Below are 26,282 nucleotides of genomic sequence, written 5' to 3'. Positions count from 1 at the left end.
TCAGCCGAGCAGGTATTTGAGCTTCGGGCGCTGTTCGACGAACCGAGTCCGCTCGATCACGGCGTCGAGGCCGTAGTAGCGGCCGGCGGCCAGCGCGGCCATCGTGACCATGAGCAGCAGGCCCATGAGGTCGCCCGTGACCAGCCCGTGGCCGAAGCCGGCGTTGCCGACCCAGAACAGGGTCATGAAGAACGCCCCGCCGAACGCGGCGAGCCGCGTCAGGACCCCGAACATGATGCCCAGGCCGATGAGCGTCTCGAACACCGGGACGCCCGGCTCGATGAGCCACGCCAGGTTGTTGCCCATCCAGACCGGCAGCGGACCGAGGGCCGTTCCCTCCATGCCCTGCATGTAGATCGGTCCGTACGTGTACGCCAACCCGTTCTCGATTAGTTTCGTCGCGCCCGCGTGGAAGAACCACCAGCCGGTGATCACACGCAGGATCGCGACCCAGTACGTCGCGATCGGCCCGCCGATGTCGAACGCGAACTCCTCGTCCAGTGGGTTCGCCGCTTTGGTTGCCATAGTCGTCACCTCACATATGCAGCTTGCGGCCGAGAACACATATAAAGAGACGCGCGTTCCCGGGCTCTGAAAATCCGCAGACGGCGCGGGGGCTGATCCGCTGCACACATAAAAGACCCTTCGAACGGGCGGTTCGCGGGGACGAACGCTGTCGCGGCCGCCGGCGCGGATCCAGCGGCTCGGAGGGGGGCGACGAGCCACGGCCGAGACGACGCGGTGAGAGAATCGGTCCGCGAACGGTGCGGCGACGGTGGCGGCCCTCAGACCAGCGAGGAGCCGTCGAACTCGCCGCGCTCGAAGTCGATGTCCATCAGGTCGAGGATGGTCGGCGCGATGTCGAACAGGTCGACGTCGGAGACGCGAGCCTCCTCGTCGTCGATAAGGAGCGTCGCGTTGTCGAAGCTGTGCATGCCGTTTCGGGCCGAGAACTCGACGAACGGGTCCTTTCGGCCCTTGAACCCGGCCTTCAGGTCGAAGCCGTGGTTCGGGACGATGGTCAGGTCGGGGGCGATGTCGTCGTGGTCGCCGCGGAAGGCGTCTTCCTTGGTGACGACGCGCTCGGCGACGGGTTCGCCGTTGGGACCTTCCAGTTCCTCCAGTTCGGCCTTGAGTTCGGCGCGGACCTCCTCGTACTCCTCCTCGGGGACGCTCCCGCGGGGCTCGCGGCCCTCGAGGTTGAGGTAGAAGCGTCCCGGGATGAGCGAGTACGCGTCGGCTTCGTCGGCGATGTCGGGCAGTTCGGTGTGGGTGTACTCGAGGATGTCGCGGTCGGGGTCGAGGTCGGTTCCCAGGTCGACGCCGTCGGCGGCCGTGAGGGTGATTCGGAACCCGGAGTCGGTCTCCTCGACGGTCACCTCGTCGAGCAGGGACGTGGTATCGGCCTTGTCGACGCCGAGCGATTTCGGCGTCGCGCCCTCCAGGCCCTCGACGACGTAGTCGCGGGCCTCCTCGGTGAGCGCGACGATGCCGTTGTCCGCGACGTAAGCGTCGCCCGACGCGCTCACGAGGTTCGCTTCGACGTGGTACTCCTCGCCGTCGTCAGTCCGGTGCGTATCGACGTCTACGTCGTCGACGTCGACGACGACGGCGCGCTCCTCGCCCTCGTCGACGACGGCGGGCGTCACGTCCTGGAGGGTAGCGACGGCCTCGTCGCGGGCGTCCTCGGTGTGAGCGACGAGTCGGCCGTCTTCGAGGGCGGCCGCGAGGGTGTCGGGGTCGATCAGGTCGTCGAGGTCGCCTGCGAAGTCGGGGTCGTACTCCAGGCGGTCGCCCTCGCGCAGCCAGGCGCCGACCTGGAAGACGTAATCGCCGTCCTGTTCGAAGGAGAGCCAGCCGTTCTCGCGGAGCCAGGCGTTGCAGTTGACCTCGTAGTCGAGCGACGTGAACCCGTGGTCGGAGGCGACCATCATCGTCACGTCGTCGGGGAGCAACTCGCGGAGTTCGCCGAGGTACTCGTCGACCTTGCGGTAGAACTCCATGAACTCCTCGCTGTACTCGCCGTTCTCCTCGTAGTCGCGGAAGAGGAAGTGGTTGACCCGGTCGGTGGTCATGTAGACGCCGAAGAACAGATCCCAGTCGTCCTCCTCGACGTAGTGTTTGAACGCCTCGTGGCGGGCGTCGATCGTCTCGTGGGCGTCCTCCATGAACTCCCCCTTGTCCGTGTGGCCGAGACTGGCGTTCGTGTCGATGCGGTAGTTGATCCCCTTGAGGTAGTCGCGGAAGTCGTCGGGGTAGGCCGCCTTGTCGACCTGCGGCGAGAGGAAGCCCGAGACCATCCGCTGGACGTCGCGCTGGGGCGGGAACGTGGTGACGACGTTCATGACGGTCGCCTGGCGGCCGGCCTCGTGGACGCGGTCCCAGACCCGTTTGGTCTGGACGTCACGCCGCATCGGGACGTACGTTTCGTAGGAGCCGACCTCGCGGTCCTGGAAGCCGTAGACCCCGGTCTCGCCGGGGTTGACGCCGGAGGTGAGCGCCGGCCAGCAGGCCGAGGACTCGGGGGGGACGATGCTGTCGATGGCACCGGCCGACCCCTCGTCGATGAGCCGAGCCAGGTTGGGGAACTCCTCCCTGTGCTCGGCGATGAGGCTATACGGCACGCCGTCGATACCGAAGAAAGCGACCCGCGGGTCGTCGTCGCCGCCGCGGATACGGTCGAACAGTCCCATACCCCGGATTACCGCGGTGGGGCACAAGAAGCTTCTTCTCGCGGACAGTCTCGGGGTCTGTCGGTGACGCCCCGGTGTCCCCGCTCGTCGGCCTCACTCCCCGTCGGGCCGTTCGTCGTTGCCGGCACGTTCGTCGCCCTCGCCCGCAGACTCGTCGCCGCTCACCCGTTCGTCCACCCCGTCGCTGCTCGCCGCCGTCTCGTCGTCCGCCGCCGGCTCGAAGTTCTCGGGGACGACCGTCAGGTGGGCCATCCCAGTGGACGGGTTCCTGGTTGCCATACGTGATACTGTACGTTCGCGCGCCTCAAGTAATTACCCATGCTCATAATTCATGGGTCGACGCGGACCTGATGCGTGGGGAGCATACCGGTTCCCGCCGGTCGGGCGCCAGCGGGCGGGGACCACTGCGCGACAGTCCGAGCGGAGGCCGGCCTCAGCGCATGGTCTCGGGGTCGACGGCGTTGTCAGTGAGGATCCAGCTGTCGGGTTCGGTCGTGTCGAAGACGACGGTCTCGCCGTCGATCTCGACGGCGACGAACCGCTCGGAGACGGCGGATAGCTCTTCGCGCAGTGCGGCGGCGGAGGGGGGATCGCTGTTCTGCATCTGTGTCACCTCGGACGAGTCGGCCTACGGACGGCCGGGGCAAATAGGGGGACGATGTCGTCCGTCGTTTCGCCCGGCTTCAGACGAGTTCACGACCGTTCACATCGGCGCGTCGTCCGCCGATTAAACGGTAAAGCCGCCCTTGAACTCACGTGAAGAGTACGCGCCGGCTACCGTCCCCGCCCGCGGCGTCGCGGACCGGCGGCGGTACGGGGGGCCCGGTGGTCGTCGAAATAGCGACGGCTACCGGGGCGGTAGCTCCGTTCGGTCGGCGGTCGACCGCGGGGACAGCGCTGGATGGTGAGAACGGCGGTCGACCGCGGGGACAGCGCTCGACCGTCGGGACGGCGACGGTTCAGTAGGCGGCGAAAAGATCGGCGGAACGCTCGCGTCGAGCTCTCGCTACCGCGGAGATCGCGCTACTGGAACTCTTCCTCGTAGAGGTCCTGGGCGTGTTCGATGGCGTCGTAGGCGGACTGTTTGTCCTCCCAGCCCAGGGTCTCGACTTCCTTGCCTTCCTCGAGGTTCTTGTAGGTCGCGAAGAACTCGTCGATCTCGTCGAGTTGCTGCTGGGGGATGTCTTCGAGGTCCTCGATGTGGTCGTAGCGGGGGTCCTCGCTCGGGACCGCGATGACCTTGTCGTCCTGCTCGCCGTCGTCGTCCATCTTCATGAGGGCGACGGGGCGGGCCTCGATGACGCACCCGGGGAACGTCTGGTCCTCGACGAGGACGAGGACGTCGAAGGGGTCCTCGTCGTCGTAGTACGACTGCGGGATGAAGCCGTAGTCGGAGGGGTAGTGGACGTTCGAGTGGAGGACGCGGTCGAGGACGACGCCGGGGATATCCTTGTCGTACTCGTACTTGTTGCGCTCGCCTTTCAGGCACTCGACTACCGCGTAGATCTCCTCGGGCGGGTTCGGTCCCGTCTCGAGGTCTTCCCAGAGGTTGGACATCACTCGCGAGTCCTCTGGGCGGCGGCAAAGGCCTTTCGACCTCGGTCGCAGCGCGGTCCGAACGCCGGCGTGTCGGGTCCGAACCCCGAGTGCTATCCGATCGCGCATTGAATTATCATTCCGTGATATCGGCCGCGAAAGACTCGCCAGTCGCTTATAAATCCGGGCAATAACGGAAGAAAGTTAACAAGTGTTAAATAGCCAGATGACATTCCACTAACCATGTCAGAGGCACAATCGGTAACTGACACACCCGGAATCGCACGCGATCTAACCGCGTTCCAGCAGAACATCCTCGTTATTCTCGGCGAAGAACCGCGCTACGGCCTCGCTATCAAACGTGAACTCGAGGAGTACTACGACGACGAGGTCAATCACGGCCGGCTCTACCCCAACCTCGACGACCTCGTCGAGATGGGTCTGGTCGAGAAGAGCGAACTCGACAAGCGAACCAACCAGTACGCGCTGACCGACGAGGGCTACGAGACGGTCCTCGACCAGCTCTCCTGGGAGTTCTCGAAGCTCGTCACGAGCGAAGACCGCGCCGACGACCTCCGCGAGATCGTCGACGCCGTCCAGGAGTAACTCGCTACTCCAGCGGACACCGCTCGTCCGCGACCTCGAACGCCGCGACCACCGATTTTTCGACGACCGCTCGTTGCTCCGGCGTCGGCCACGCGTTCCGCCGATAGTACTCTTCGAGAAACTCCTCCAGTTCGGCGGCCGTCGCGTCGTGGATCGGCTTCGCGTAGTGGTTGCCCATGAAGTCTGCAAGCGCCGCGACGTTCGCGGCGTGGTCCTCGTCACGTTCCTCGCGCACCTCCGAGACGATCTCGCGGTTGTACTCGTCTATCTCCGCCCAGTCGTCGCCTTCGCCGGGTCCCGAGAGCGGGACCTCGATCCCGCGATCGACGTCGTCGACGCGTTCGGTCCGGATCTGGCCGTCCTCGACCCACTCCTCGGGGTGGAGGACGAGCACGTCCCGGGTCTCGTCCTCGCGGACCCGTGCGGTGTAGTCGTGGGTCGCGAGGCGCTCGTCGCGGTCGGTGCGATAGGCCTCGGCCTCCTCGTCGACGACGGCCTCTCTGGCCAGTTTCGTGAGTCGTTCGGCTTCCTCGACGACCGATTCCGGGGGAAGGTCGTCAGGGTCGCCGTCGTCGTCGGCGAGGACGTCCGGCGCTTCGCTCGGGTCGGGTGATTCGTCGGGCATGGGTTCAGGCGTCGTCCAGCGCTTGGTTGGCGAGTTCGTCGGCGCGGTCGTTAATCTCCCGCGGAACGTGTTCCAGCGACCACTCGTCGAAGTCCATCAGCAACTCGCGGACGGTGACCCGGTACTCGCGCAGGTCGGGGTCGTTGGTGTCCCACTCGCCGCGGACCTGTTTGACGATGAGCTCCGAGTCGCCCCGCACGTCGATCTCGTCGAACCCGTAGTCGCGGGCGACCCGCACGCCCTCGATGAGGGCCTCGTACTCGGCCTGATTGTTGGTGGCGCGACCGATCGTGTGGCCGCCCTCCGCGACGATCCCGTCGCCGCTGACGATGACCCAGCCCACCGCCGAAGGGCCGGGGTTGCCCCGGCAGGCCCCGTCGAAGTACACGTGCGCGCGCCCCCCTCCCTCGCGGATCAGCCCCTCGAGTTCGGCGGGGTTGGCGCCCTGGATCACCACCTTGTCGTCGTAGGCGACCGCCGTCGCGTCGCCGCGCTCGGCGCGCCAGCGCTCGTGGTCGGTGTTGCCCTCCCTGATCGCCACGCCCGCGTCTTCGAGACGCGAGCGGGCAGCGTCGACGTCGCACTCGACTGTCGGCATCGTCCGGTGGTCGCCCGCGCCCGGCCAAATGCGTTCGGATCCCGACCGGCACTGGACCGGACGACTCGGTTGCCGAACGGCGATCGCGGACCGCGACGACCTCCGGACGCGTCGCACGTATCGGCAAATTACTGCGAGGTCACAAGATATATCACCAAGGGTTTAAACGGTGTCACCGATTAGCACACGGGTGCGATGACACGGTCCAGCCGCCAGCGGGAACGCACTCCCGAACGCACGAGCGAGAGCGAGGACGAGCGCGTAGAGCGAGCGTGTCCGGACTGTGGGTCCGAGGAGCTGGTCACGAGCGCGGACCGCGGGGAACTAGTCTGCGACGAGTGCGGGCTGGTCGTCGAGGAGGGGACCATCGACCCGGGACCGGAGTGGCGAGCGTTCACCCACACCGAGCGCGAGGAGAAGTCGCGGGTAGGGGCGCCGACGACCCGGACGATGCACGACAAGGGACTGACGACCCAGATCGACTGGCGGGACGAGGACGCGTACGGTCGCACGATCTCCTCGCGGAAACGGAGCCAGATGCACCGCCTGCGGAAGTGGCAAGAGCGCATCCGCACGAAAGACGCCGGCGAGCGCAACCTCCAGTTCGCGCTCTCGGAGGTCGACCGCATGGCCTCCGCGCTGGGCGTCCCACGTTCGGTGCGGGAGGTGGCCTCCATCGTCTACCGGCGCGCCCTCGACGAAGACCTCATCCGCGGTCGGTCCATCGAGGGCGTCGCCACCGCCTGCCTGTACGCCGCCTGCCGCAAGCAGGGGATACCCCGGAGCCTGGAGGAGATCGCCGACGTGTCCCGCGTCGACCGGACGGAGATCGGACGCACCTACCGCTACGTCTCGAAGGAACTCGGACTGGAGATGGAGCCCGTCGACCCCAAGCGGTACGTCCCCCGGTTCTGTTCCGAACTCGACCTCGCCGAAGAGGTCCAGACGAAAGCCAACGAGATCATCGACCAGACCGCCGAACAGGGACTGCTCTCGGGCAAGTCCCCCACCGGATTCGCCGCCGCGGCCATCTACGCCGCCTCCCTGCTGTGCAACGAGAAGAAGACCCAGCGGGAGGTCGCGGACGTGGCGCAGGTGACCGAGGTCACCATCCGCAACCGCTACCAGGAACAGATCGAAGTGATCGGCCTCGGGTGACTGGCGGGAGGGGGCGACCGTTTTTGTCCGCGGGGACCCAACTACGGCCCGTCTCCCGTGTCGCTCACGCATCGACTCGACCGCCTCGCGGGTCTTCCGGCAGCGTACCGCCTGGTCGACGTCGGCTTCCTGACGACCCTCGCCGTCGCGCTCGCGGTCTGTTACGCGACGGGGATGCCGCTGGCCGGGGTCGCAGCCGTCGCGATCGCGGGCTTCGGTCTCGAGTACGCGATCAGCGGCGTCGTCACCGACGGGATCTTCCGCGGGGTCGAGTGGGCGGACGAGGCGCCCCCGCACCTGCAGCGGATCGTCGCCGAAGTGGCCGCGGACTTCGGGGTCGCCGCTCCGACGGTCGTCCTGGACCACGAGAGCCCCGGCGGCGTGAACGTCATCGGCGACGGGGACAGGACGGTCCTCATCGTCTCGGCGTCGCTCGTCGAGACGCTCGACGACGGTGCGCTCCGCGCCGTCGTCGCTCACGAACTCGCGCACGTCGCGCTGGGCCACCTGCGGCGGGTGCCCGTCCGCGAGGCGGTCACCCACGTCGCCGGCCTGGCGGCGTTCTGGGTGGTCGCGCTCCGGCACGTCCCACCCCAGGTCGCGATGCTCGCCGGCGGCGTCTTCCTCGTCGCCGGCGTCGCCCGCTCGAACTCGGTCAACGCCGTCGTCTACGTGCTCGCGAGCGCCGGCGTCGTCGTCCTCATGCGGGCCGCCGCGGCCCGCGCGAGTCGCCTCGAAGAGTGTCACGCCGACGACGTGGCGGTCGAACACGCCGGCGAGACCGCCTTCTGTACCGGGCTGTACGCCGTCGGATCGGTGGGCGCGACCGACGACGCCCTCGCCGGCGCAGCGCCCTTCGCGACGCGGCGGACGCACCTGGAGCGACTCACCGCCGTTCACCCCGCTATCGAGCACCGCCTGGCCCGACACGGCGTGGCCCCCGCGGACGTCGCCGACAGAGTAGCCCGTGAGCGGGTGGCCGACGATTGAGCATCGCGGGCGGGATAGTCACCGGCGATCGGGGCCGGCGCGTGGCTCCACCACGCGGTGCCACCGACTGATTCAAGCCGCTGGGGGCAGTACGGGGAGACCAATGGCGGGCATGCGCCTCGACGATTTCATCGAGGACTTCCAGCGCGACGAGGCGGCCGAGAAGCGCCGCCTGGCCGAGGAGAAGTCCTACGAGATCACGGAGTACCTCGACGACGTGGAGCGGGAGTTCCAGCAGGCCGTCCAGGGCGACTCGCTGTTCGGCTCCACGGCGCCGGAAGTGTTCGTCGGCCGGTCGGGCTACCCCGATGTATCGACGGGCGTCCTCTCCCCGATGGGAGGCGACGCCGATGCCGCCGACTTCGCGACCAGCGGCGACTGGTACCAGCAGGGCTATCAGATCGACGACGTGCTCCAGCGGCGGACGGGGATGCTCAACTCGACGCGCTCGACGAAGGTCGACGTCAACGACGTCTGGGACGGTTTCGTCGGCACCCAGCGCGAGGTGGCCATCGCCGACCACCCCGTCGACGTCGAGGTCGGCCTCGACGGCACGCCCGACATCGACCTGAGCCTCGACGACATCTCGACGCCGACGGGGCCGCGAGCTCGCGCGAGGAACGCCGACCTCGCCGAGAACCCGCACGTCCCCCGCGCGGTCGAGAAGACCCTGGAGGACGACGACTGGGCGGCCGAGGGGGCGATGACCTATCTCTACCGGCGCGGGTTCGACGTCTACGACGTCAACACCATCCTCTCGGCGGGGGCGCTCGGCCAGGGACGCAACCGGAAACTCGTCCCCACGCGGTGGTCGATCACGGCCGTCGACGACACGGTGGGGAAGTACCTGCGGGGCGGGCTCCAACACAGCGACACCGTCGACGAGGTCTCGGTCTGGACGAACGAGTACATGGGCAACCGCTACTGGGTGATCCTCGCACCCGGCAACTGGGAGTACGAACTCGTCGAGATGAAAGCCCCCGAGAGCGTCTGGAACCCGACCGCGAACGACTACTACCTCGGGAGTGCCCACGAGGGCTGGGAGGGCCGGACGAGCTACGTCGAGGAGACCGCGGGCGCGTTCTACGCCTCCCGGCTCGCCGTGCTCGAACACCTCCACGAGCGCGACCGGCAGGCCAAGGCGCTCGTGCTCCGCGAGGTGACCGACGAGTACTGGGCGCCGGTCGGCGTCTGGCAGGTCCGCGAGGGAGTCCGCCACGCCTTCGACGGCGAGCACGGCGTCGCCGAGAGCTTCCACGCCGCGTTGAACGGACTGGTCGACCAGTTGCCGATCGGGCTGGGCCACCTCCGCCGGAAGTCGAACCTCGTCGCGGGCCTGCAGACCTCGATCAGCGACTTCTGAGCGCGGAACGACGCTCGGCTCGCGTGCGGTCACGGTCGCGGTCCGACCCAACTGTTTTCGTGCAGTCGGCCGTATCCGGGAGCATGCTCCTCCAGTTCGGGATCCCCGGCGGCGTCGAGTTGCTCGTCATCCTCGTCATGGGTCTCGTGATGTTCGGCCTGCCGGTCCTGCTCGTGATCGTCCTGGGGGCAGTCTGGCTCCGCTCGCGGGAGGACTACGACGACCGCATCCGAGAACTCGAAACCGAGATCGCCCGCCTACAGACCCAGATTGCCGACGGCGGGGACGGCGCCGCGACCGGCGGCAGTTCCGCGGGCGACGCGACGACCGAGACGGGGACCGACACCACCGCCACCGACGACGTTGGCAGCGACCCCTCCACGGATGTCGGCAGCGACCCCTCCACGGACGGCGGCAGCGACGCTTCGCGGTGATCGCGCGTCGAGTGGGACAACAGTTCCCGGGGTCGAGCGCGGCGAGGCTCCGCGAGCGGTCGCGCTCGACGGACAGGGTGCGTCAGGTCCGCGCGTCGAGGTTCGCCCACGCCTCGTCGACCATCTCGCCTGTCTCGGCGACGATGTCGGCCCACTCGTCGGAGTCCGGGGCCATCCCGCTCAAGCGGGCGATCCGCATGATAGAGACGTGATAGACCGTCTGGACGCCGGGTTCTTCTTCCCAGACGACGACGCCGCAGGGGAACAGGCCGCCGATCCGGCCGTCGGATGCGTCGAGCGCTCGATCGGCCATCGCGGGGTTGCACGCCCCGAGGAAGTAGTAGGGGTCGCGCTCGGCGTCGACCTTCTCGTTGAGCAGTTCCGACGGGGCGAACTCCGCCGGGAACCCGAAGCCGGCGGCTTCGAACGCCGAGCGGACGTGTTCGACGGCCTCCTCGTGGTCCATCTCCAGTGTCGCGCGCTTCTCGCCGATGTCTCCGCTCGTCACCGCGGCGGGATCGAAGGGAAGTGTCATACGGGGACCTGACGGTCGCCGCCGCAAAAACTGTGACCCCCGGCGGGTCGCGAGATCTCGCCGGGCGTCGGACACGAATCCCGCGCGTCGGGGCGTCAGGCCATCTCGTCGCCGGTTACCGTCTGGTCCGACTGGATCCACGCCCGGTGGTTGTCGACGTCGTAGATGACGACGTCCCCGTTTGCGATCTCGAGTTCGTCGTAGCGGCTCGTCTCGGAGCGGGTTTCGTTGGTTGCCATTGGTAGTGTCCACGTTCCGTCGCTGTCTGCCGGTTCGACGCTGACGGTAACTACGTCCTATCCCTTGTTAAATGTTATCAATGTTCGAACGTCGGTCGTGCGAAAGCCGCTCCGGTCGTCGGTCGCGGCGTCGACCCGTTTTAAACTCTTAGATCGTTCACTCCTGTTTACAATGATTGACGGAGTTGGGGCCGAAATCGCCGGGTGACACCTGCGGCGCCGCCGTTGGTCCCCGCGGCACGGTGGGTGAGGAACGTGATTCCACGTATGCAACGCTCACAGGCTACGGTAGCCGCGACAGTCGTACTGCTGGTCCTCGCGCCGAGCGTCGCCGCCGGCGCGGTGAACGACCACGAGATCACCGGCCACCCGGGCATCGACGTGTCGGTGCCGGATACGGACTTCCGGCCGGGCGAGCAAACGTCGCTCCAGGTCGTCGTGCTCAACGACGGCAACGTCACCAGCGGGTCGCTGTCGAACCCGCAGCTGGAACAGCAGGTGACGAACGCGCGCGCTGTGCGCGTCAGCGTCGGTGACGACCACGACGCGCCGGTGACGGTCAAGACCAACGAACGCGCGATCGCGCAACTGCCCGACGGGTCGTCGGCGCCCGTCGAGTTCCGGATGAACGTCGACCGGAACGCCGACCCTGGCACCTACGAACTCCCGATCAACGTCAGCTACAACTACACGGAGTCGATCGACCCCGAGACGAGCGAGTACGAGCGCAACAGCACTACCAAGAACTTCAGCGTCGACGTGACGATCGAAGAGGCCGCGCAGTTCCGCGTGACGGACGTCGAATCGACGGCGCGCATCGGCGCGACCGGCACGGTCGACGTGACGCTCAGAAACACCGGGACCGCCGCGGCGCACAACGCCTCGGTCGCGCTCACCTCGCAGAACGCGGACATGACGTTCGGGCAGGCGTCGTCGTCGAGCCGCTACGTCGGCGGCACCTGGGAACCGGGCGATCGACGGACCGTCTCCTATCGGGTGAGCGCCGCCCCGTCGGCGAGCCAGCAGCGCTACGCCTTCGACGCGACGGTCAACTACGAGGACGAGGATAACACGCCGATGCAGTCCCAGCCGATCTCGCTCGGCGTCACGCCCGAACCCGAGCAGACGTTCAGCATCGTCTCGACCGAGAGCGACGTGGCCGTCGACGACGACGGGCCGGTCACCGTCAGGATCCGGAACGACGGCCCCGCCGAGGTCCGCGACGCCTCGGTCACGATCACCTCCGGCAGCAGCGCGCTCGTGTTCGGCGGGTCCGCCAGCGCGAGCCAGTACGTCGGGACGTGGAGCGCCAACGAGACCCGCGAGATCACCGTCGACACGACGGCGACGCCCGACGCCGAGGCCCGGAGCTACTCGCTCCAGGCGTCGGTCGCCTACGAGGACAGCGAGGGCGACCCCGGCGAGTCCGGCACGCTCCAGTTCGGCGTCGAACCCGACCCCGAGGTCGAGTACGAGTTCGCGGCGAGCAACGTGACCTCCTCGCTCCGCGTGGGCGAGGAGGGGACGCTCTCGGGGACGATCACCAACACCGGCGACGCGCGCGCCGACAGCGTCGTCCTCGTCTTCGAGAGCGAGAGCGCGAACGTCTCGCCGCTCGTACGGGAGTACTCCGTGGGGACCCTGCGGGTCAACCAGTCCAAGGAGTTCGCCTTCGACGTTGAGATCAGCGAGGCCGCGGAGGCGGGTCCGCGCCAGTTCACGCTCCGCCCGACCTATCGCAACGACGACGACGAGCGTCGCGAGGCCGAGAGCTTCGACGTGCGCCAGCGCGTCCGCCAGCAGCGCGACGTCTTCGACGTGAACGCCGGGAACGCGACGGTCGAGCGCGGCGGCGGCCGCGTGCTGGAAGTCACGGTCACGAACGACGGCAACACCGCCGTCGAGAACGTCAACGCGGCGCTGTTCGCGGACGATCCGATCACCATCGACGACGGCGAGGCCTACGTCGACCGGATCGAGCCCGGCGAGTCGCGGACGCTCACCTTCGAGGTGAGCGCCGGCGGGGGCGCGCTGACGAAGTCCTATCCCGTCGAGATGGACTTCCAGTACGACGACGCCGACGGCGACACGAAGCTCTCCAGCGGCTACACCTTCGCCGTCGACGTGATCGAACCCGAGGACGACGGCGGGAGCGGCCTGCCGCTGTCGGTGATCGCGGTCGCGGTGATCGCGGTGATCGTCGTCGTCGGCTACCTGCGCTTCGGCAGGTGACTCGATGGTCTTCGAGTGGTTCACCGACGAGGTCGGCGACGCCATCTCCGCCTATCCGGGACGGATCAGCCTCGCCTTCCTCCTGCTGACGGGGGTATTCCTCCTCGGTCTCGGGAACGTCGAGACCGAGTCCGGTAGTAACCAGTTCGTCGAGGACCTGGACTCCTTCGAGGCGTTCGAGGACATCCAGCGCGAGTTCGGGCCGAGTTTCGCCGAGAGCTCGACCACCACGCAGCTCCTCCAGCGCGAGCAGAACGTCCTCTCCAGACCGAGTCTGTTGCGGATGTTACGGGCACAGGAGCGGTTACAGGACCACGACGACCTGCGCGTGACGGACGTCGCCAGCCCCGCGCGAACCGTCGCGCAGCAGCTCGACCCGCAAGCGACGACGGTCGAGGCCCAGATCGACGCCGTGGAGGCGGCGACGGCCACGGAGATCGACGAGGCGGTCCGCCGCGCGGCAGAGACGCCGGGGTTCACCACGCAGCTCAGCGAGGACTTCGACCGACAGAGCGCGGCCGCGCGAGCCGCACAGGCCTCGGTCACCCACGACCGCGCCGTCGACTCGCGGGAGGAGCGCGTCGAGCGAGTCGTCGGGAGCGTCGGCGGGAACGTCGAGATCGTCGGGAGCGCGCCCGACACCATCGGGTCGTCGCTCGCGCTCGTCCTCCCCGCGGCGTTCATCCTCATCGTCCTCTTCCTGATCGTGGCCTACCGGGACCTGGTGGACCTCGTGCTCGGGACCGTCGCCATCCTGCTGACGCTGCTGTGGACCTTCGGCTTCCTGGGGCTGGCGGACATCCCGTTCAACCCGCTGCTGGTCGCGGTTCCCCCGCTACTGATCGCGGTCGGCATCGACTTCGGCATCCACGCGGTCAACCGCTACCGCGAGGAGCGCGAACGCGGCCAGCCCGTCGGGACGTCGATGATGGTGACGACCGAGCAGTTGCTCGTCGCCTTCTTCATCGTGATGGGGACGACCGTCATCGGGTTCCTCTCGAACCTGACGAGCGCGCTCGAACCCATCCGCGACTTCGGCGTCGTCGCCGCCATCGGGATCTGCTTCACCTTCCTGATCTTCGGGATATTCCTCCCGGCCGCGAAGGTCAAGACCGACCGGCTGCGCGCCCGCTATCCGATCCCGACGATGAGCGAGCGACCCCTCGGCTCGGAGGGCTCGGTGCTCGGTCGCCTGCTCAGTGGCGGCGTTGTCATCGCCCGACGCGCGCCGGCGCTGTTCATGATCGTCGTCCTCGTCGGGAGCGGCGCGGCCGGCGTCTACGCCACCGGCGTCGGCACCGGCTTCAGCGAAGACGACTTCCTCCCGCCGGAGTACGACGAACTGCCCGAGTGGCAGAAGAACCTGCCCGCACCGTTCGCCCCGCCCGAGTACAGCTACGTCGAGAAGAGCAACTACATCGACGACAACTTCCCGACGAGCAGTTCGGTCCTGCTGTTCGTCGAGACGCGGATGGGACGTGACGCGGCGCTCGACCAGGTCCACCGGATCGGACGGGATCCTCCACCGACCTTCGAGCGCGACGGTCGCTACGCGGAGAGCCAGTCCGTCGTGACCGTCGTGCAGTCCTACCAGGAGCGCGACCCCGAGTTCCGCGACGTCGTCGCGCGCAACGATCCGGACGCCGACGGCATCCCCGAGGACAACCTCGGCGAGGTGTACGGGTACCTCGAATCGGCGCCCGATAGCGGCGTGTCCGGTGTCCTCGCCGAGGACCGCCGGAGCACGCTCGTGACCTACTCGGTGGACCCCGACGCGACGAACCGAGAGGTCACCGCCGACGCCGAGGAAGTCGCCAGCGAGACGCCGCTGGACGCGACGCCGACGGGCAACGCCGTCATCTTCGAGGAGGCGTCCAACCTGATCCTCGACACCGTGGTCGCGAGCCTGCTCATCACGCTCGTCGGCGCCTCGGCGTTCCTGATCCTCGTCTACGGCGTGCTGGAGGGGCGCCCGTCGCTCGGCGTCGCGAACGTCGTGCCCATCGCCCTGACCGTAACCTTCGTCGTCGCGTCGATGCGCTACCTCGGCATCGACTTCAACGCGATCAACGGGGTGATCCTCTCGCTGACGATCGGGCTGGGGATCGACTACTCGGTCCACGTCACCCACCGCTTCGCCGACGAGTTCCACCGCACGGACATCGAGACGGCGCTCGACCGCGCCGTCCGCGGCACCGGCGGCGCGCTCACCGGCAGCATGCTGACGACCGTCTCCGGCATGGGGATGCTCGTGTTCGCGCTGAACCCGGCGATCGGCGCGTTCGGCGTCCTGACCGCCCTCTCGGTCGTCTACGCCTACATCGCGTCGATATTCGTCCTCCCGTCGACGCTCGTCCTCTGGGACCGCGTCGTCAACCGCTCGCGGCCGGCCCGGTGGCTCCGCGCCCGTCGGCAGGGGCGCGCCGCCCCGCGGTCGCCCGTCGAGGACTGAGAGCGCGCTGGTCACGGCGACGAACCCGCCTCCCGTTCCGCCGTGGCGCGGTCGCGGTGGCGGACCGGCCGCACACACGCCCCGAACGATTTACGACTGGTCCGCATACCGGAGGTATGGTTCACGTGGTCATCATCGGCGCGTACGGGAGCGCCGGCGCCGTCGTCGCCCAGGAACTCGCCGACGAACCGGACGTCGAACTCACCCTGGTCGACGACGGCGACCCCGGCGGCGGCCTCTGCATCCTCCGCGGCTGTATGCCCTCGAAGGAAGTGCTCTCGGCCGGCGCACACCGCTTCCAGGCGCGCCACGACGACCGCCTCCGTGGCGGCCCTCCCGAGGTCGACCTCGAACGCACGATCGACCGCAAGGACGACCACACGCTCGGCTGGGCGGGCCACCGCAGGGCCGCGATCCACGACCTCGCCGAGCGCGACGACGTGACGTTCATTCACGACACCGCCCGGTTCGTCGACGACCACACCGTCCAGGCCGGGGGTCGCGATATCGAGGCCGACTACGTCGTCGTCGCCACCGGGTCGGCGGTCAACATCCCCGACCTCCCCGGCATCAGAGACGTCGGCCACCAGACGAGCGCCGACCTGCTGGACGACACCGACCTCCCGGACTCGGCGATCGTCATGGGTCTCGGCTACATCGGTCTGGAGATGGTCCCCTACCTCAGCGAGGTCAGCGGGACGGACGTGACCGTCGTCGAGCACGACGAGCGCCCGATCGACGAGGCCGACCCCGCCTTCGGCGACGCCGTGCTCGACCTCTATCGCGAGCAGTTCGACGTGACCATCCCGACCAACTGTTACGAGAAGCGCGTCGAACCCACCGACGACGGCGGCGTCCGCCTCTACCTCGAACACGCCGACGGCGACGACGAAGTCGTCGAGGCCGACGAACTCTACCTCTTCACCGGGCGCCGGCCCTGTCTCGGCCGACTCGGTATGAAGAACACGCCCCTCCAGCCCGGCCCCGACTGGGTTCTCGACACCATGCAGGCCCGCGACGACCCCCGCGTGTTCGTCCCCGGCGACGCCAACGGGAAAGAGCAGATCCTCCACGTCGCCAAGGAACAGGGAGCCACGGCCGCAGAGAACATCCTCCGCCGCGAACGGGGCCTCCCCCTCGACGATTACCAGAACGTCACCCACCACGTCATCTTCTCGGGGCTCGGCGTCTACCCCTACGCCCGCGTCGGCATGACCGAACGCGAGGCCCGCGACTCGGGCTACGACGTCGTCGTCGCCAAGCGGCAGGCCAGCGACGACGGCGTGTTCAAGGCCAAGGACACCCCGGAAGGCCTGGCGAAACTCGTCGTCGACCGCGAGAGCGCGACGGTGCTGGGCTGGCAGGGCCTGCACTACCACGCCGACGTGATGGCCAAGACGATGCAGATCGTCGTCGAGATGGGCCTCGACGTGCGCGAGGTCCCCGACCGCGCCTACCACCCGACGACCCCCGAGATCATCGACGGCCTCCTCCGCGACGTGACCGCCGAACTGTCGGAGTGAGGAGCCGATTCAGCCGAGCGGAATTGCGAAATGGCGCGCGCTGTCGTGCGTGCCCGAGCAATGCGAGGGCCGCGAGACGTAGCCGTGCGAGGGATGAGCGAAGGAGCGGACGCGACTGAGCGAATCGGCTGGGGAGGTGTGTGGTGCGGTGTTGTGTCGTGCGGTCCTGGTGGACTGAAAGGGCGAGACGCGCTCGCGCCGCAGGGTAGTCGCTGGCCGGGCTCTATCCGAAGGAGCGTAGCGACTGAGGATATCCCGTCCAGCGACCGCGAGCGGGTCGAGGGCTTTCGTCGCTCGCTGTCTGGCACGGTCGGCACAACTGTTAGCGAGCGGGTCGAGGGCTTTCGTCGCTCGCTGTCTGCCACGGTTAGCACAACTGTTAGCGAGCGGGTCGAGGGCTTTCATCGCCGGCCGTCGTCTGCAGTCAAAACAACTCCTAGCGAGCGGGTCGAGGGCTTTCATTGCCAACCATCGTCCCCGGTCGGACTACCGTCGAAGAGCGACCTCGAACGACGCAGGCCGACCTTCCTACTCCGCGTCGTCGGGGACGTCGAAGTCGTGGAAGTGCTCGCCCTTTTCCTTCGAGAGAATGTCGAGGGCGGCGGCAGCGCCGTCGCCGGCGGAGATGATCGCCTGCCACTCCTCGGCGCGGACCATCGCGCCGGTGGCGTAGGCGTCGTGGATGTCTGTCTCCATGTCGACGTCGACGTCGACGACGTCCTCGTCGGTGAACGCGCAGCCGAGGTCCTCGGCCAGACCGCGGTTCGCCCCGGTGGCGAGGACCAGGTAGTCCGCGGCGAGGTCGTCCTCGTCGGTGACGACGCGGAACTGGTCGCCGTCGCGCTCGACGGTCTGGACCTGTTCGCCCTGTCGGCGGTCGACGCCGAAGCCGTCGACCTGCTCGCGGGCGTCCTCCAGGAACGCCGTCCCGTCCTCGCTTTCGATGCCGAGGTAGTTGAACAGGTGCGCCTTGTGCAGCCAGGTCTTGTCCGTGTCGAAGACGACGGTGTCGAGGTCGTTCTTGGCGGTGAACAGTGCGGCGCTCAGGCCGGCGGGGCCCCCGCCGACGACAGCTACGTCTGTCATACGCGAACAAAGAACAGGGAGTCGGAAAGTCGTTGGCCTACCCCGGTGCGATTTCCGGCAGTTGGAACCGGTCGATACTGTTCGGACAGGCATCCGGTGTCACGACGGCGATCCGATCTGTCCGGTCACGCTCCGTCGAATCGATCGACGCCCGTGTTCGCGCCCCCGGCGCGCCGCTTTTCGCTCCTCCGGCGGGAACGACGGGCAGACCACCACCAATTCCCCGACAGCGTGTGATTCAGGGTTCAGTTTGGACTTCTTTCCGCCCGGTCATCTGCGTGGGAACCAGGCGGAAGTCAGCGAACGTGACGTCTTCCCGCGGCTGCTCGAAGATGTCGACCTTCGGAATATCTACCGCCCACATGCCCTGAACGGCGATCGAATCGTTTGGAACGTCGGTCAGTTCTTCGAGGGTCCCCGTCGCGACGACGCTCTTCCACCCGTCTTCGGTCCGCGAATGCGACGCGAAAGAAACCGGCTTGTCGACGGCTTTTGCTTTCGTACTCCCGGGTGGGAAGGCGAGTTTGAAGTAAAAATTTTCCAGTCCTTCGTCGTACCCGTACGAAATCGGCAGTAAGAACGGAGGTTCATCGGCCCCCATCCCGAACGAAATGACGCCCGTTCCACCCCGACCGAGGAACTCGTCGCGTTCGTCCTTGCTCATCTGCACCCATCGAAGACCTTGCATACGATTTCGTTTCGATCCGACTCTGAAATCTGTTGGGTGACCGAGGAATAAGTCTCGCGGAGTGGAAGTCATCAGAGGCGATAGCCTCTCACGGACCGGGTGAAAGTGGGACGTAACTGATCGGTACGGCACACTCCCAGGGGCCCGCGACAGACCTCGACCGCCTCGAACCGCGGTGACTGTGCGCCCTAAAGAGAGTCTGCCGAGCGAAGCAAGCGACTCCCCGTCAGCGCAACGCGATGACGGTGATCTCACCGATGTTGCGGTCGGAGGGCCGCGGCGCGACCCCTCCGAGAAACGGACGGCGTTACTCCAGCAGTTCCCTCGTCTTCCGATGGCGGTAGCGGAACATGGGTTCGAAGCCGATCCACCCCAGCGGGCCGAGCAGGCCGCGGACGACGGGGAGTTCGTACTCGACGCGGTCGTGAACGCGCGTCCCTCCGTCGACGGCCTCGAAGGTGTGGGTGTGGACCCACTTCGGGAAGGGGCCACGCATCATCTCGTCGCGGAACATCGCCGTGCCGTCGCCTTCCTCGCGGGCGGCGACGTAGGAGATCCACCGCTGGCGCGGCGCGACGCCGAACGGAACGATGGTCGACACGATCTTCGAACCGGTCTCCAGGGTCTCGGGGTCCGGTTCCCCGTCGGGACCGACCGCCGACTCCACGCGCAGGTGCATCCAGTCGGGCGTGAGCGCCTCCAGTCCGGAGTGGTGGGAGTGGAACGCCCACACCTCCTCGAAGGGGGCGTCGACGACCGTCTCTCGCTCGTAGACTGGCATGGTCGAACGTTCGGCTCGGCGAGGCATAACGGATGGGACGAATCCCGGGACGAACACCGCGTGGACCAGTCCCGGGATACTTCCGACGGGGTGGAGAACGGGGTGGCATGGTAGACCTCTCAGTCGCGGTGGCGGGTATCGCGGCGACGATACTCTTGCTCGCGTGTAGCGCCTTCTTCTCTAGCTCCGAGACCGCCATCTTCTCGCTCCCGAAAGCGTGGGTCGACGAACAGGCCGAACACAGCGAGCGAGCGCGCGTGTTGCAGGAACTCGTCGACGACCCCCATCGCCTGCTCGTCACCCTCCTCGTCGGGAACAACGTGGTCAACGTGGCGATCTCGAGCATCGTGACCGTGCTCGTCACCAGCTATCTGGAACCCGGACCGGCGGTGGTCGTGGCGACGCTGGTCACGAGCACGCTCGTCCTGCTGTTCGGCGAGATCGTCCCGAAGTCCGTCGGACTGGGGAACGCGGAGCGGTGGGCCGTGTCGGTCGCCCCGGTCGTCCGGGGGGTCGAGACCCTGCTCGGACCGGTCATCACCGTCTTCGACGTGGTCACTCGGCGAATCGGGACGGCGTTCGGAAGCGACGAGGCGATCGAAGCGCCGTACGTCGACTGACGCGGCCTGGCTGACCCCTCGCGGGCGGGTCCGTTCTGGTCGCCCCCTACGGCCACGTACCGCCCTGCTCGCTGGCGGTCAACACGCGCTCGATGGCGACGACGTACGCGGCCGTGCGGAAGTTCGGGAGGTCGCGCTCTTCGAAGACCGACGCCAACCGGTCGAAGGCGTCGACGACGACGGTCTCCAGTTCCTCGTTGACGCGCCGTTCGGACCAGTAGAAGCGCTGGCGGTTCTGGACCCACTCGAAGTACGAGACCGTGACGCCACCGGCGTTGGCGAGGATGTCGGGGAAGACGGCTACGTCCCGGTCGGTCAGCACGTCGTCTGCGTCGGGCGTTAGCGGCCCGTTGGCTGCCTCGACGATCACGTCGGCCTCCACGTCGCGGGCGAGGTCCGCGTCGATCGCGTTTTCGAGCGCGGCCGGAACCAGCAGGTCCACGTCCAGCGTGAGCAACTCCTCGTTCGTGATCGTCTCGGGCGCGTCGTAGTCGGTCACGTCGCCGGTCTCGATCTTGCGGGCCTTCGCGGCGCGGGTGTCGAGGCCGTTCGGGTCGTAGACGGCGCCCGAAGAGTCCGAGACGGCGACGACGCTCGCGCCCAGGTCTTCGAGGAGTTTGGCGGCGATCGAGCCCGCGTTCCCGTAGCCCTGCACGGCGACGGTCGCGCCCTGAATGTCCTCGCCCAGGTAGTCGAACGCCTCCCGCGCCGTGAGCATCACGGAGCGACCGGTCGCCTCGACGCGGCCCGCCGACCCACCGCTGTCGGGCGCCTTGCCGGTGACCACGCCGGGTTCGGTCGCGTTCACCAGCGTCTCGTAGGTGTCTTTGATCCAGTTCATCTCCCGGCGACCGGTGTTGACGTCGGGCGCGGGAACGTCCTTGTCCTCGCCGATGATCGGCCGTAACTCGGTGGCGAAGGCGCGCGTGAGCCGTTCGAGTTCGGCTTCGGAGTAGTCGTCGGGGTCGACGGCGATGCCGCCCTTCCCGCCGCCGTAGGGGATGTCGACGACGGCGCACTTGTACACCATCCAGCCCGACAGCGCCTTCACCTCGTCGCGGGAGACCTGCGGGTGGTAGCGGATGCCGCCCTTGTAGGGGCCGCGGGCGCCGTTGAACTGCGACCGGTAGGCGCGGAAGACCTCGATCGACCCGTCGTCGAGCTCGACCGAGAGGTTGGCCTCGAGGACCCGCTCGGGACGCTTGAGGCGTTCGAGCGCACCGCCGTCGACGTCGAGGTACTCGGCCGCGTCGTCGACCTGCTCCTGGAGGCTCTCGAAGGGATTGGCATCCGCGGACATGCCGACTAGAAGGTCCAGCGCGCTGAAAAGCGTTCGGCCGATCGCCGATCGACCGGACGATCAGCCACTGAATCGGCGGATATCCATCGCTTCGTCACATCTGTGAGAGGTCGTCAACTCCGGCCGAACCGGCGTCGCTCACTCGGGGCCGCCGTCCGCCGCGCGGGCCCGTTCCAGCACGCGCTCGGCCTGCGCGACCAGCGGCGCGTCGACCATCTCGCCGTCGACGGCGAAGACGCCCCGCCCCTCCGCGTCGGCCTCCTCGCGCGCGGCGAGCACGCGTTCGGCCCACTCGACGCGCTCCGGGACGGGCGTGAACGTCTCGTTGATCGGCCCGACCTGCGAGGGGTGGACGGCGAGTTTCCCGTCGTAGCCCAGTTCGAGCGCGAACTCGGTGTCCGCCCGCAGGCCGGCCTCGTCCTCGAAGTCGGTGTGCAGCGTATCTATCGCGTCGACGCCCGCGGCCGACGCCGCGAGGACGACGTGCTCGCGGGCGTGGAGCACTTCGGTCCCCTCCTCCGTCCGGGTCGCTCCGACGTCGGCGGCCAGGTCTTCGGCGCCGAATATCAGGGCGTCCGTGGGCCTCGCGGCTGCGATCGCCTCGGCGTGCAGGATCCCCGCGGCCGTCTCGACGAGCGCGAGTATCGGGAGGTCGGCGTCGCGTTCGGCCGCGAGATCGGCCAGCTCCTCGACGTCGCCAGCGTCGTTCGCTTTCGGCAGGACGAGTGCGTCGAGCGCGGCCCGCGCGGCGCCCTCGTCGAGGATCCCTTCGAGGTCGTCGCTCGCGCCCCGACCCGGTGGCTGAACGCGCACGCAGACCTCGCAGTCGGCGTCGAGGTCGGTGAGGACGCCGCGGACCGCGTCTCTTGCCTCCGCTTTCCTCCCGGGGACCACCGCGTCTTCGAGGTCGAACACGACCGCGTCGGCCCCGGTAGTCGGCGCTTTCCGCATGAGTTCCGGCTGGTCGCCCGGCGAGAACAGGACGCTCCGGCGTGGCATGTCCGGGTGTGGGTCGGCCAGCGGTTTGTAGCTACGGGCGCCGGGCCGTCGAAGCGACTCGGCCAAATCGTTAACCACCGCCGAACCGAGGGTTGATCCATGCCAGGGCGCTACTACGAGGAGTTCACCGAGGGCGAGACGATCGCCCACGACAAGCGCCGCACGATATCGGAGTCGGACAACCAGCGCTTTTGCGACCTGACGATGAACCAGCAGCCGCTGCATCTGGACGCGGAGTTCGCCGAGTCGACGCAGTTCGGCGATCGTCTCGTCAACGGCCTCTACACGATGAGCCTCGCGGTCGGGCTCTCGATCCCCGAGACGACCGACGGGACCATCGTCGCGAACCTCTCGTACGACGACGTGGAACATCCCGAGCCGGTGTTCCACGGGGACACGATCCGGGCGGCGTCGACGGTCATCGACAAGCGGGAGACGAGCGACGGCGAACGGGGGGTCGTGACGATGCGCGTGGAGGTGTACCGCGTCGAACCGGGGGACGACACGCTGGTCTGTTCGTTCGAGCGGACCGTGCTGGCGAAGAAGCGAGCGAGTGACGAGTGACGGCGTGCCCGTCTGTGGAGTGGTTCGGCGCTGTCGGAACGGATCCCACGGCCGTTCCGGGGGGCCGGCGGGCACGCGACGGGTCGCTCAGACTGACGCGAGTACGACGGCGTTGACGAGTACGGTCACCGTCCACGGGAGCGCGAGCCCCAGGGCGATGGCCGTTCCGTGACGGGGTCGGGCCGCCCGGAGGCAGACCGCGCCGCCGACGACGAGGAGTTTCGCCGCAGCGAGCGCGGCGAACCCGACGCCGTCGATGGCCCAGCGCATCACCGGGTTCCCCTCGGTGAGCCCCATCGACAGACCGAGCCAGGTGGTCGAGACGTCCAGCGCGAGCGACGCGAGGACGAGCGACCACAGCACTCTCTCGACGGCACGGCCGTCGGTACCACCGACGGACCGCCCCTCGAACACCCACGATCTGTCTGTACTCGTTAGTAGTGAACCGCGCATCGTACCCACCGCACGCTACCCCCCACCCAGAGGGGTGAGTCGTGCGTGTGCCATCTCGTCACAGGCCGCTAAAAAAGGATCGTTTCGATTTCACCTGTCGGTCCGGTCGAGTCTGTGCGGCCGGGAGTGGAGTGTCACCGGCCGGTCCGGGACTGGCCCGAGGCGAGCCGCGATCAGAGCGACGCCAGCAGCGCCGCGTTGAAGACGACGGCCAGTACCCAGGGAATCGCGAGACCGATCGGGGCGACGAGCGCGTACTCCGGCCACAGGGTCCGGAAGCCGAGTGCGACGGCGACGGCGCCCGCTTTCGCGAGCGCGAGCGCGCTCAGGCCGAACACGTCGAGCGCTTGCCGCATGAGCGGGTTCCGTTCGACGAGGCCGATCGAGAGGCCGTACGCCGTCAAAACGATGTCGAGTACGAGCGCCCAGCAGACCAGCACCCACAGCAGCAGTTCCAGGTCGGACACGGAACCCGAAACTGCGCCGAGGTACTCGTCGATAGCCGACGAATCGAAGGCAGTTGGATCGGTCGTGAACAGCGGCATGTGTGGGGTCTCGACGGGTTGGTCGGTCGCCGGGGGTACGCCGAACCGCCCACCCGCCATCTCATATCGCGTCCGACATCCCCAAGAGTATACGTCGCTTATGTATCAGGAACTGTGGTACTCGGAAACTACCGGTAGAGCGGTCCCGCGCCGTTCGAGGGCGATCCGCGCTCGCCGGGTCCCCAGAGCGTTTACAATGGTCGAGACCCACGGAAGGGTATGGATTACGAGGTCGACGTGCGGAAACTGGCGCTTTTCAACGAGATGGCCAGGGAGGGAGCGACCACCGTCTCGGCCCACCTGAACCAGCTGTCGGGGCTGAACACGGAGATCGAGGTGTCAAAGATAAGCTTTCTCGACATGACGGACGTCAGGACCCACCTGGGCGATCACGAACAGGTCGGTATCTACGTCGAACTGACCGAGTCGCCGTACGGCTACGTCCTCTTCATGCTCGAACCCGCCGGGAGCAAACGGCTCGCGCAGGGCATGGTCGGCGACATGGGAAGCGACGACGCCGCCGACGGCCTGTTCACGGAACTCGAACGTTCGGCCATGCAGGAGATCGGGAACATCATGACCAGCGGCTTCATCGACGGCTGGGCGAACGTCCTCGACACCACCATCGACATGTCGACGCCCTCGTTCATCTTCGGCCCTGCGAGCGACATCGTCGACGAGATGGGCGGCTGGCCCGACGAAGAGATCGCCTTCGTCGTCGACTCCCACATCGTCGCCAGCGACGCCGACGTGGAAGTCACCGTCTACACCTTCCCCCAGCTGGCCGACCTCGTCCAGTTGATCCAGAACATCGACGTCGCCACCGACGTGCAGACGGACACCGCCGCCTCCGACGTCATCTGACCCCGGTGAGAACGCGTGGACAAACAGGCCCTCCGCGAGACCGTCTGGGACGAACTCGAAGACAGCGGCGAGGCCCGCTTCCCCTTCCCTCCGCACGGTCGCATTCCTAACTTCGCCGGCGCCGACGCCGCCGCCGAGCGCCTCGCCGGCCTCGACGAGTGGGTCGACGCCCAGCGGCTGAAGACCAACCCGGACGCGCCGCAACTCCCCGTCAGACGCGGGGCGCTCGACGCGGGCAAGACCGTCTTCATGGCGGTACCCCGGCTCCGCGACGAACGCTGCTTCTACCGGCTCGACCCCGCAGAACTCGCCGATCCAGACGCCGCAGCGACCGTCTCGGGCGTCGACTCGCACGCCGAACGGGTCGGCCCGGAGGCCGTCGACCGGGTCGACCTCGTCGTCGTGGGGAGCGTCGCCGTCTCGCCCGACGGCGCTCGTGTCGGCAAGGGCGAGGGCTACAGCGACCTGGAGTTCGCCGTGCTGACGGAACTCGGGCTGGTCGACGCCGGGACGACGGTCGTCACGACCGTCCACGAGTTGCAGGTCCGCGAGGGGATCGCGGTCGACGCCCACGACGTCCCGCTGGACGTCGTCGTGACGCCCGAGCGCGTGATTCGGACGGAGACGTCCTACGAACGGCCCCCTGGCATCGATTGGGACGCACTGGACGACGAACGCATCGAGGAGATCCCCGTCCTCGAACGGTTCGCGCCTGACGGGTGAACCCGGCCGAGTCCGTCGTCGACGTATCAGCCCACGAGTACCGCCGTTAGGGCGTCACCCGCGAGTACCGCCGTTGGGGCGTCAGCCCGCGAGTACCGCCGTCTCCGCGTAGTCGAGCGCGAACGCGCCAACGCCGGAGATCACGCCGACCGCGCCCGCGAGGACGAGCGCGTGGGAGTTGCGAACGGAGAACGCCCCCACAGTGACGACGAGGACGAGCAGAAAGAAGACGCCGAAGGTGGCGAACATGACGGCGATCCGGCGCAGCAAGTGCGACGCCTCGGTACCGAGGCCGACGACGACGAGCGCGACCGCGGTCAGGCCGGCGAGGAGGCCGACGGGGAGCCCGACGAACAGCGAGAACTCGATCCACCGGAGCGCGACCTCCGTGACCGCGACCCCGACCGCGAGGAACGCGGCCAGTCCGGCCGCGAGCGCGAGTGCGAGTGTGCGGATGCGCATGACGGTACTTCGCAGGGTTCGGTGAAATACCTCTGCCTCTGTCGCGGTGTTCAGTATCAGTTGCGAACTGACCACTGGCATTCGCGCGAGCGGAGCGAGCGCGATTCACTGAATCCGAGCGAAGCGAGGATTCAGCCTTTTTCACCCATGTTTTTCGAGGAGTGGTGCCCGCAGCGAGCGGAGCGAGCGAGGACACCCGACGATGAAAAAGAT

The 26,282-nt window shown here is 67.7% G+C and carries 28 protein-coding genes and 2 pseudogenes; 12 read left to right on the top strand and 18 right to left on the bottom strand.

Annotated elements, in window-relative coordinates; translation table 11 throughout:
• The 6 genes and pseudogenes from ACMGFE_RS25410 to ACMGFE_RS25385 all read right to left on the bottom strand — a co-directional run bounded on the left by ACMGFE_RS25410 (position 1) and on the right by ACMGFE_RS25385 (position 4,250).
• Positions 1–525, bottom strand: a complete 525-nt coding sequence (locus ACMGFE_RS25410; RefSeq protein WP_436928066.1) for a DoxX family protein — start codon at positions 523–525, stop codon at positions 1–3.
• 260 nt (positions 526–785) lie between these two features.
• A pseudogene (locus ACMGFE_RS25405) lies at positions 786–1,271 on the bottom strand (alkaline phosphatase family protein); the annotation flags it as partial.
• Positions 1,272–1,577: 306 nt separating this feature from the next.
• Positions 1,578–2,693, bottom strand: a pseudogene (locus ACMGFE_RS25400) (alkaline phosphatase family protein); the annotation flags it as partial.
• Positions 2,694–2,786: 93 nt separating this feature from the next.
• The gene (locus ACMGFE_RS25395) at positions 2,787–2,972 is read right to left on the bottom strand and encodes a hypothetical protein (RefSeq protein WP_436928065.1); all 186 of its coding nucleotides are present in this window, start codon (positions 2,970–2,972) and stop codon (positions 2,787–2,789) included.
• Positions 2,973–3,126: 154 nt separating this feature from the next.
• On the bottom strand, positions 3,127–3,297 hold the full coding sequence (locus ACMGFE_RS25390) for a hypothetical protein (protein ID WP_436928064.1): 171 nt from the start codon (positions 3,295–3,297) through the stop codon (positions 3,127–3,129).
• Positions 3,298–3,716: 419 nt separating this feature from the next.
• Positions 3,717–4,250: an inorganic diphosphatase gene (locus ACMGFE_RS25385; RefSeq protein WP_415380939.1), complete on the bottom strand. Its 534-nt coding sequence runs from the start codon at positions 4,248–4,250 to the stop codon at positions 3,717–3,719.
• A gap of 222 nt (positions 4,251–4,472) precedes the next feature.
• Between ACMGFE_RS25385 and ACMGFE_RS25380 the strand changes: the two genes are divergently transcribed.
• Positions 4,473–4,835 carry a PadR family transcriptional regulator gene (locus ACMGFE_RS25380; RefSeq protein WP_436928063.1) on the top strand — a complete coding sequence of 121 codons (363 nt, stop codon included), beginning with the start codon at positions 4,473–4,475 and terminating at the stop codon, positions 4,833–4,835.
• A 4-nt stretch (positions 4,836–4,839) separates the two neighbouring features.
• On the opposite strand, the gene ACMGFE_RS25375 is transcribed toward ACMGFE_RS25380, so the two are convergent.
• Both ACMGFE_RS25375 and rnhA read right to left on the bottom strand, forming a co-directional pair.
• On the bottom strand, positions 4,840–5,460 hold the full coding sequence (locus ACMGFE_RS25375; protein WP_436928062.1) for a DUF7108 family protein: 621 nt from the start codon (positions 5,458–5,460) through the stop codon (positions 4,840–4,842).
• 4 nt (positions 5,461–5,464) lie between these two features.
• Positions 5,465–6,058 (bottom strand): ribonuclease HI, encoded by a 594-nt coding sequence (gene rnhA, locus ACMGFE_RS25370; RefSeq protein ID WP_436928061.1) that lies wholly within the window; start codon positions 6,056–6,058, stop codon positions 5,465–5,467.
• A gap of 195 nt (positions 6,059–6,253) precedes the next feature.
• On the opposite strand from rnhA, the gene ACMGFE_RS25365 reads away from it, so the two are divergent.
• The 4 genes from ACMGFE_RS25365 to ACMGFE_RS25350 all read left to right on the top strand — a co-directional run bounded on the left by ACMGFE_RS25365 (position 6,254) and on the right by ACMGFE_RS25350 (position 10,003).
• Positions 6,254–7,216 (top strand): transcription initiation factor IIB, encoded by a 963-nt coding sequence (locus tag ACMGFE_RS25365; RefSeq protein ID WP_436928060.1) that lies wholly within the window; start codon positions 6,254–6,256, stop codon positions 7,214–7,216.
• Positions 7,217–7,273: 57 nt separating this feature from the next.
• The gene (locus ACMGFE_RS25360; RefSeq protein WP_436928059.1) at positions 7,274–8,206 is read left to right on the top strand and encodes a M48 family metallopeptidase; all 933 of its coding nucleotides are present in this window, start codon (positions 7,274–7,276) and stop codon (positions 8,204–8,206) included.
• Positions 8,207–8,318: 112 nt separating this feature from the next.
• A complete protein-coding gene (nreA, locus tag ACMGFE_RS25355) occupies positions 8,319–9,569 on the top strand; it encodes a DNA repair protein NreA (RefSeq protein ID WP_436928058.1) in 1,251 nt (416 codons plus the stop codon).
• An 83-nt stretch (positions 9,570–9,652) separates the two neighbouring features.
• Positions 9,653–10,003: a hypothetical protein gene (locus ACMGFE_RS25350; protein WP_436928057.1), complete on the top strand. Its 351-nt coding sequence runs from the start codon at positions 9,653–9,655 to the stop codon at positions 10,001–10,003.
• Positions 10,004–10,085: 82 nt separating this feature from the next.
• Here ACMGFE_RS25350 and ACMGFE_RS25345 read toward each other — a convergent pair whose 3' ends face one another.
• Both ACMGFE_RS25345 and ACMGFE_RS25340 read right to left on the bottom strand, forming a co-directional pair.
• Complete coding sequence (locus ACMGFE_RS25345; protein WP_436928056.1) at positions 10,086–10,538, bottom strand: DUF302 domain-containing protein; 453 nt, start codon at positions 10,536–10,538, stop codon at positions 10,086–10,088.
• A 95-nt stretch (positions 10,539–10,633) separates the two neighbouring features.
• Positions 10,634–10,777 (bottom strand): DUF7331 family protein, encoded by a 144-nt coding sequence (locus tag ACMGFE_RS25340; RefSeq protein WP_436928055.1) that lies wholly within the window; start codon positions 10,775–10,777, stop codon positions 10,634–10,636.
• Between the two features lie 267 nt (positions 10,778–11,044).
• Between ACMGFE_RS25340 and ACMGFE_RS25335 the strand changes: the two genes are divergently transcribed.
• From ACMGFE_RS25335 to ACMGFE_RS25325, 3 genes are all read left to right on the top strand, one after another.
• Positions 11,045–13,009 (top strand): COG1361 S-layer family protein, encoded by a 1,965-nt coding sequence (locus ACMGFE_RS25335; RefSeq protein WP_436928054.1) that lies wholly within the window; start codon positions 11,045–11,047, stop codon positions 13,007–13,009.
• A gap of 4 nt (positions 13,010–13,013) precedes the next feature.
• Positions 13,014–15,461, top strand: a complete 2,448-nt coding sequence (locus ACMGFE_RS25330; protein ID WP_436928053.1) for an efflux RND transporter permease subunit — start codon at positions 13,014–13,016, stop codon at positions 15,459–15,461.
• Positions 15,462–15,577: 116 nt separating this feature from the next.
• Positions 15,578–16,984 (top strand): dihydrolipoyl dehydrogenase family protein, encoded by a 1,407-nt coding sequence (locus ACMGFE_RS25325; RefSeq protein ID WP_436928052.1) that lies wholly within the window; start codon positions 15,578–15,580, stop codon positions 16,982–16,984.
• Positions 16,985–17,512: 528 nt separating this feature from the next.
• Here ACMGFE_RS25325 and ACMGFE_RS25320 read toward each other — a convergent pair.
• The 3 genes from ACMGFE_RS25320 to ACMGFE_RS25310 form a co-directional block, all read right to left on the bottom strand.
• The gene (locus ACMGFE_RS25320; protein ID WP_436928051.1) at positions 17,513–18,070 is read right to left on the bottom strand and encodes an NAD(P)/FAD-dependent oxidoreductase; all 558 of its coding nucleotides are present in this window, start codon (positions 18,068–18,070) and stop codon (positions 17,513–17,515) included.
• A gap of 238 nt (positions 18,071–18,308) precedes the next feature.
• Positions 18,309–18,758 (bottom strand): pyridoxamine 5'-phosphate oxidase family protein, encoded by a 450-nt coding sequence (locus tag ACMGFE_RS25315; RefSeq protein ID WP_436928050.1) that lies wholly within the window; start codon positions 18,756–18,758, stop codon positions 18,309–18,311.
• Between the two features lie 307 nt (positions 18,759–19,065).
• On the bottom strand, positions 19,066–19,539 hold the full coding sequence (locus tag ACMGFE_RS25310) for an SRPBCC family protein (RefSeq protein WP_436928049.1): 474 nt from the start codon (positions 19,537–19,539) through the stop codon (positions 19,066–19,068).
• Between the two features lie 107 nt (positions 19,540–19,646).
• Here ACMGFE_RS25310 and ACMGFE_RS25305 point away from each other — a divergent pair, with 107 nt between their 5' ends.
• Entirely contained in the window at positions 19,647–20,159 is a 513-nt protein-coding gene (locus tag ACMGFE_RS25305) for a DUF21 domain-containing protein (protein ID WP_436928048.1), read from the top strand.
• Between the two features lie 46 nt (positions 20,160–20,205).
• Here ACMGFE_RS25305 and ACMGFE_RS25300 read toward each other — a convergent pair whose 3' ends face one another.
• Together ACMGFE_RS25300 and ACMGFE_RS25295 are read right to left on the bottom strand one after the other, a co-directional pair.
• Positions 20,206–21,459 carry a Glu/Leu/Phe/Val family dehydrogenase gene (locus tag ACMGFE_RS25300; RefSeq protein WP_436928047.1) on the bottom strand — a complete coding sequence of 418 codons (1,254 nt, stop codon included), beginning with the start codon at positions 21,457–21,459 and terminating at the stop codon, positions 20,206–20,208.
• Positions 21,460–21,597: 138 nt separating this feature from the next.
• A complete protein-coding gene (locus ACMGFE_RS25295; RefSeq protein ID WP_436928046.1) occupies positions 21,598–22,458 on the bottom strand; it encodes an HpcH/HpaI aldolase/citrate lyase family protein in 861 nt (286 codons plus the stop codon).
• 99 nt (positions 22,459–22,557) lie between these two features.
• Here ACMGFE_RS25295 and ACMGFE_RS25290 point away from each other — a divergent pair, with 99 nt between their 5' ends.
• Complete coding sequence (locus ACMGFE_RS25290; RefSeq protein ID WP_436928045.1) at positions 22,558–23,022, top strand: MaoC family dehydratase; 465 nt, start codon at positions 22,558–22,560, stop codon at positions 23,020–23,022.
• A gap of 87 nt (positions 23,023–23,109) precedes the next feature.
• On the opposite strand, the gene ACMGFE_RS25285 is transcribed toward ACMGFE_RS25290, so the two are convergent.
• Together ACMGFE_RS25285 and ACMGFE_RS25280 are read right to left on the bottom strand one after the other, a co-directional pair.
• Positions 23,110–23,475 carry a DUF5658 family protein gene (locus ACMGFE_RS25285; protein ID WP_436928044.1) on the bottom strand — a complete coding sequence of 122 codons (366 nt, stop codon included), beginning with the start codon at positions 23,473–23,475 and terminating at the stop codon, positions 23,110–23,112.
• A gap of 173 nt (positions 23,476–23,648) precedes the next feature.
• A complete protein-coding gene (locus ACMGFE_RS25280) occupies positions 23,649–24,020 on the bottom strand; it encodes a DUF5658 family protein (protein WP_436928043.1) in 372 nt (123 codons plus the stop codon).
• Between the two features lie 219 nt (positions 24,021–24,239).
• Here ACMGFE_RS25280 and ACMGFE_RS25275 point away from each other — a divergent pair, with 219 nt between their 5' ends.
• Both ACMGFE_RS25275 and ACMGFE_RS25270 read left to right on the top strand, forming a co-directional pair.
• Positions 24,240–24,884, top strand: coding sequence for a chemotaxis protein CheC (locus tag ACMGFE_RS25275; protein WP_436928042.1), 645 nt, complete (start codon positions 24,240–24,242; stop codon positions 24,882–24,884).
• A 15-nt stretch (positions 24,885–24,899) separates the two neighbouring features.
• Complete coding sequence (locus ACMGFE_RS25270) at positions 24,900–25,607, top strand: 5-formyltetrahydrofolate cyclo-ligase (RefSeq protein ID WP_436928041.1); 708 nt, start codon at positions 24,900–24,902, stop codon at positions 25,605–25,607.
• A gap of 81 nt (positions 25,608–25,688) precedes the next feature.
• Here the strand turns inward: ACMGFE_RS25270 and ACMGFE_RS25265 are convergent, their stop codons facing one another.
• Complete coding sequence (locus ACMGFE_RS25265) at positions 25,689–26,069, bottom strand: DUF8147 domain-containing protein (protein WP_436928040.1); 381 nt, start codon at positions 26,067–26,069, stop codon at positions 25,689–25,691.
• Positions 26,070–26,282: the final 213 nt, after the last annotated feature.

This window comes from Halosimplex amylolyticum, assembly GCF_051414035.1.
Classification (GTDB): domain Archaea; phylum Halobacteriota; class Halobacteria; order Halobacteriales; family Haloarculaceae; genus Halosimplex; species Halosimplex amylolyticum.
The sequence above is the reverse complement of the archived record's forward strand: the minus strand, read 5'-3'. Positions and strand labels throughout refer to the sequence as shown.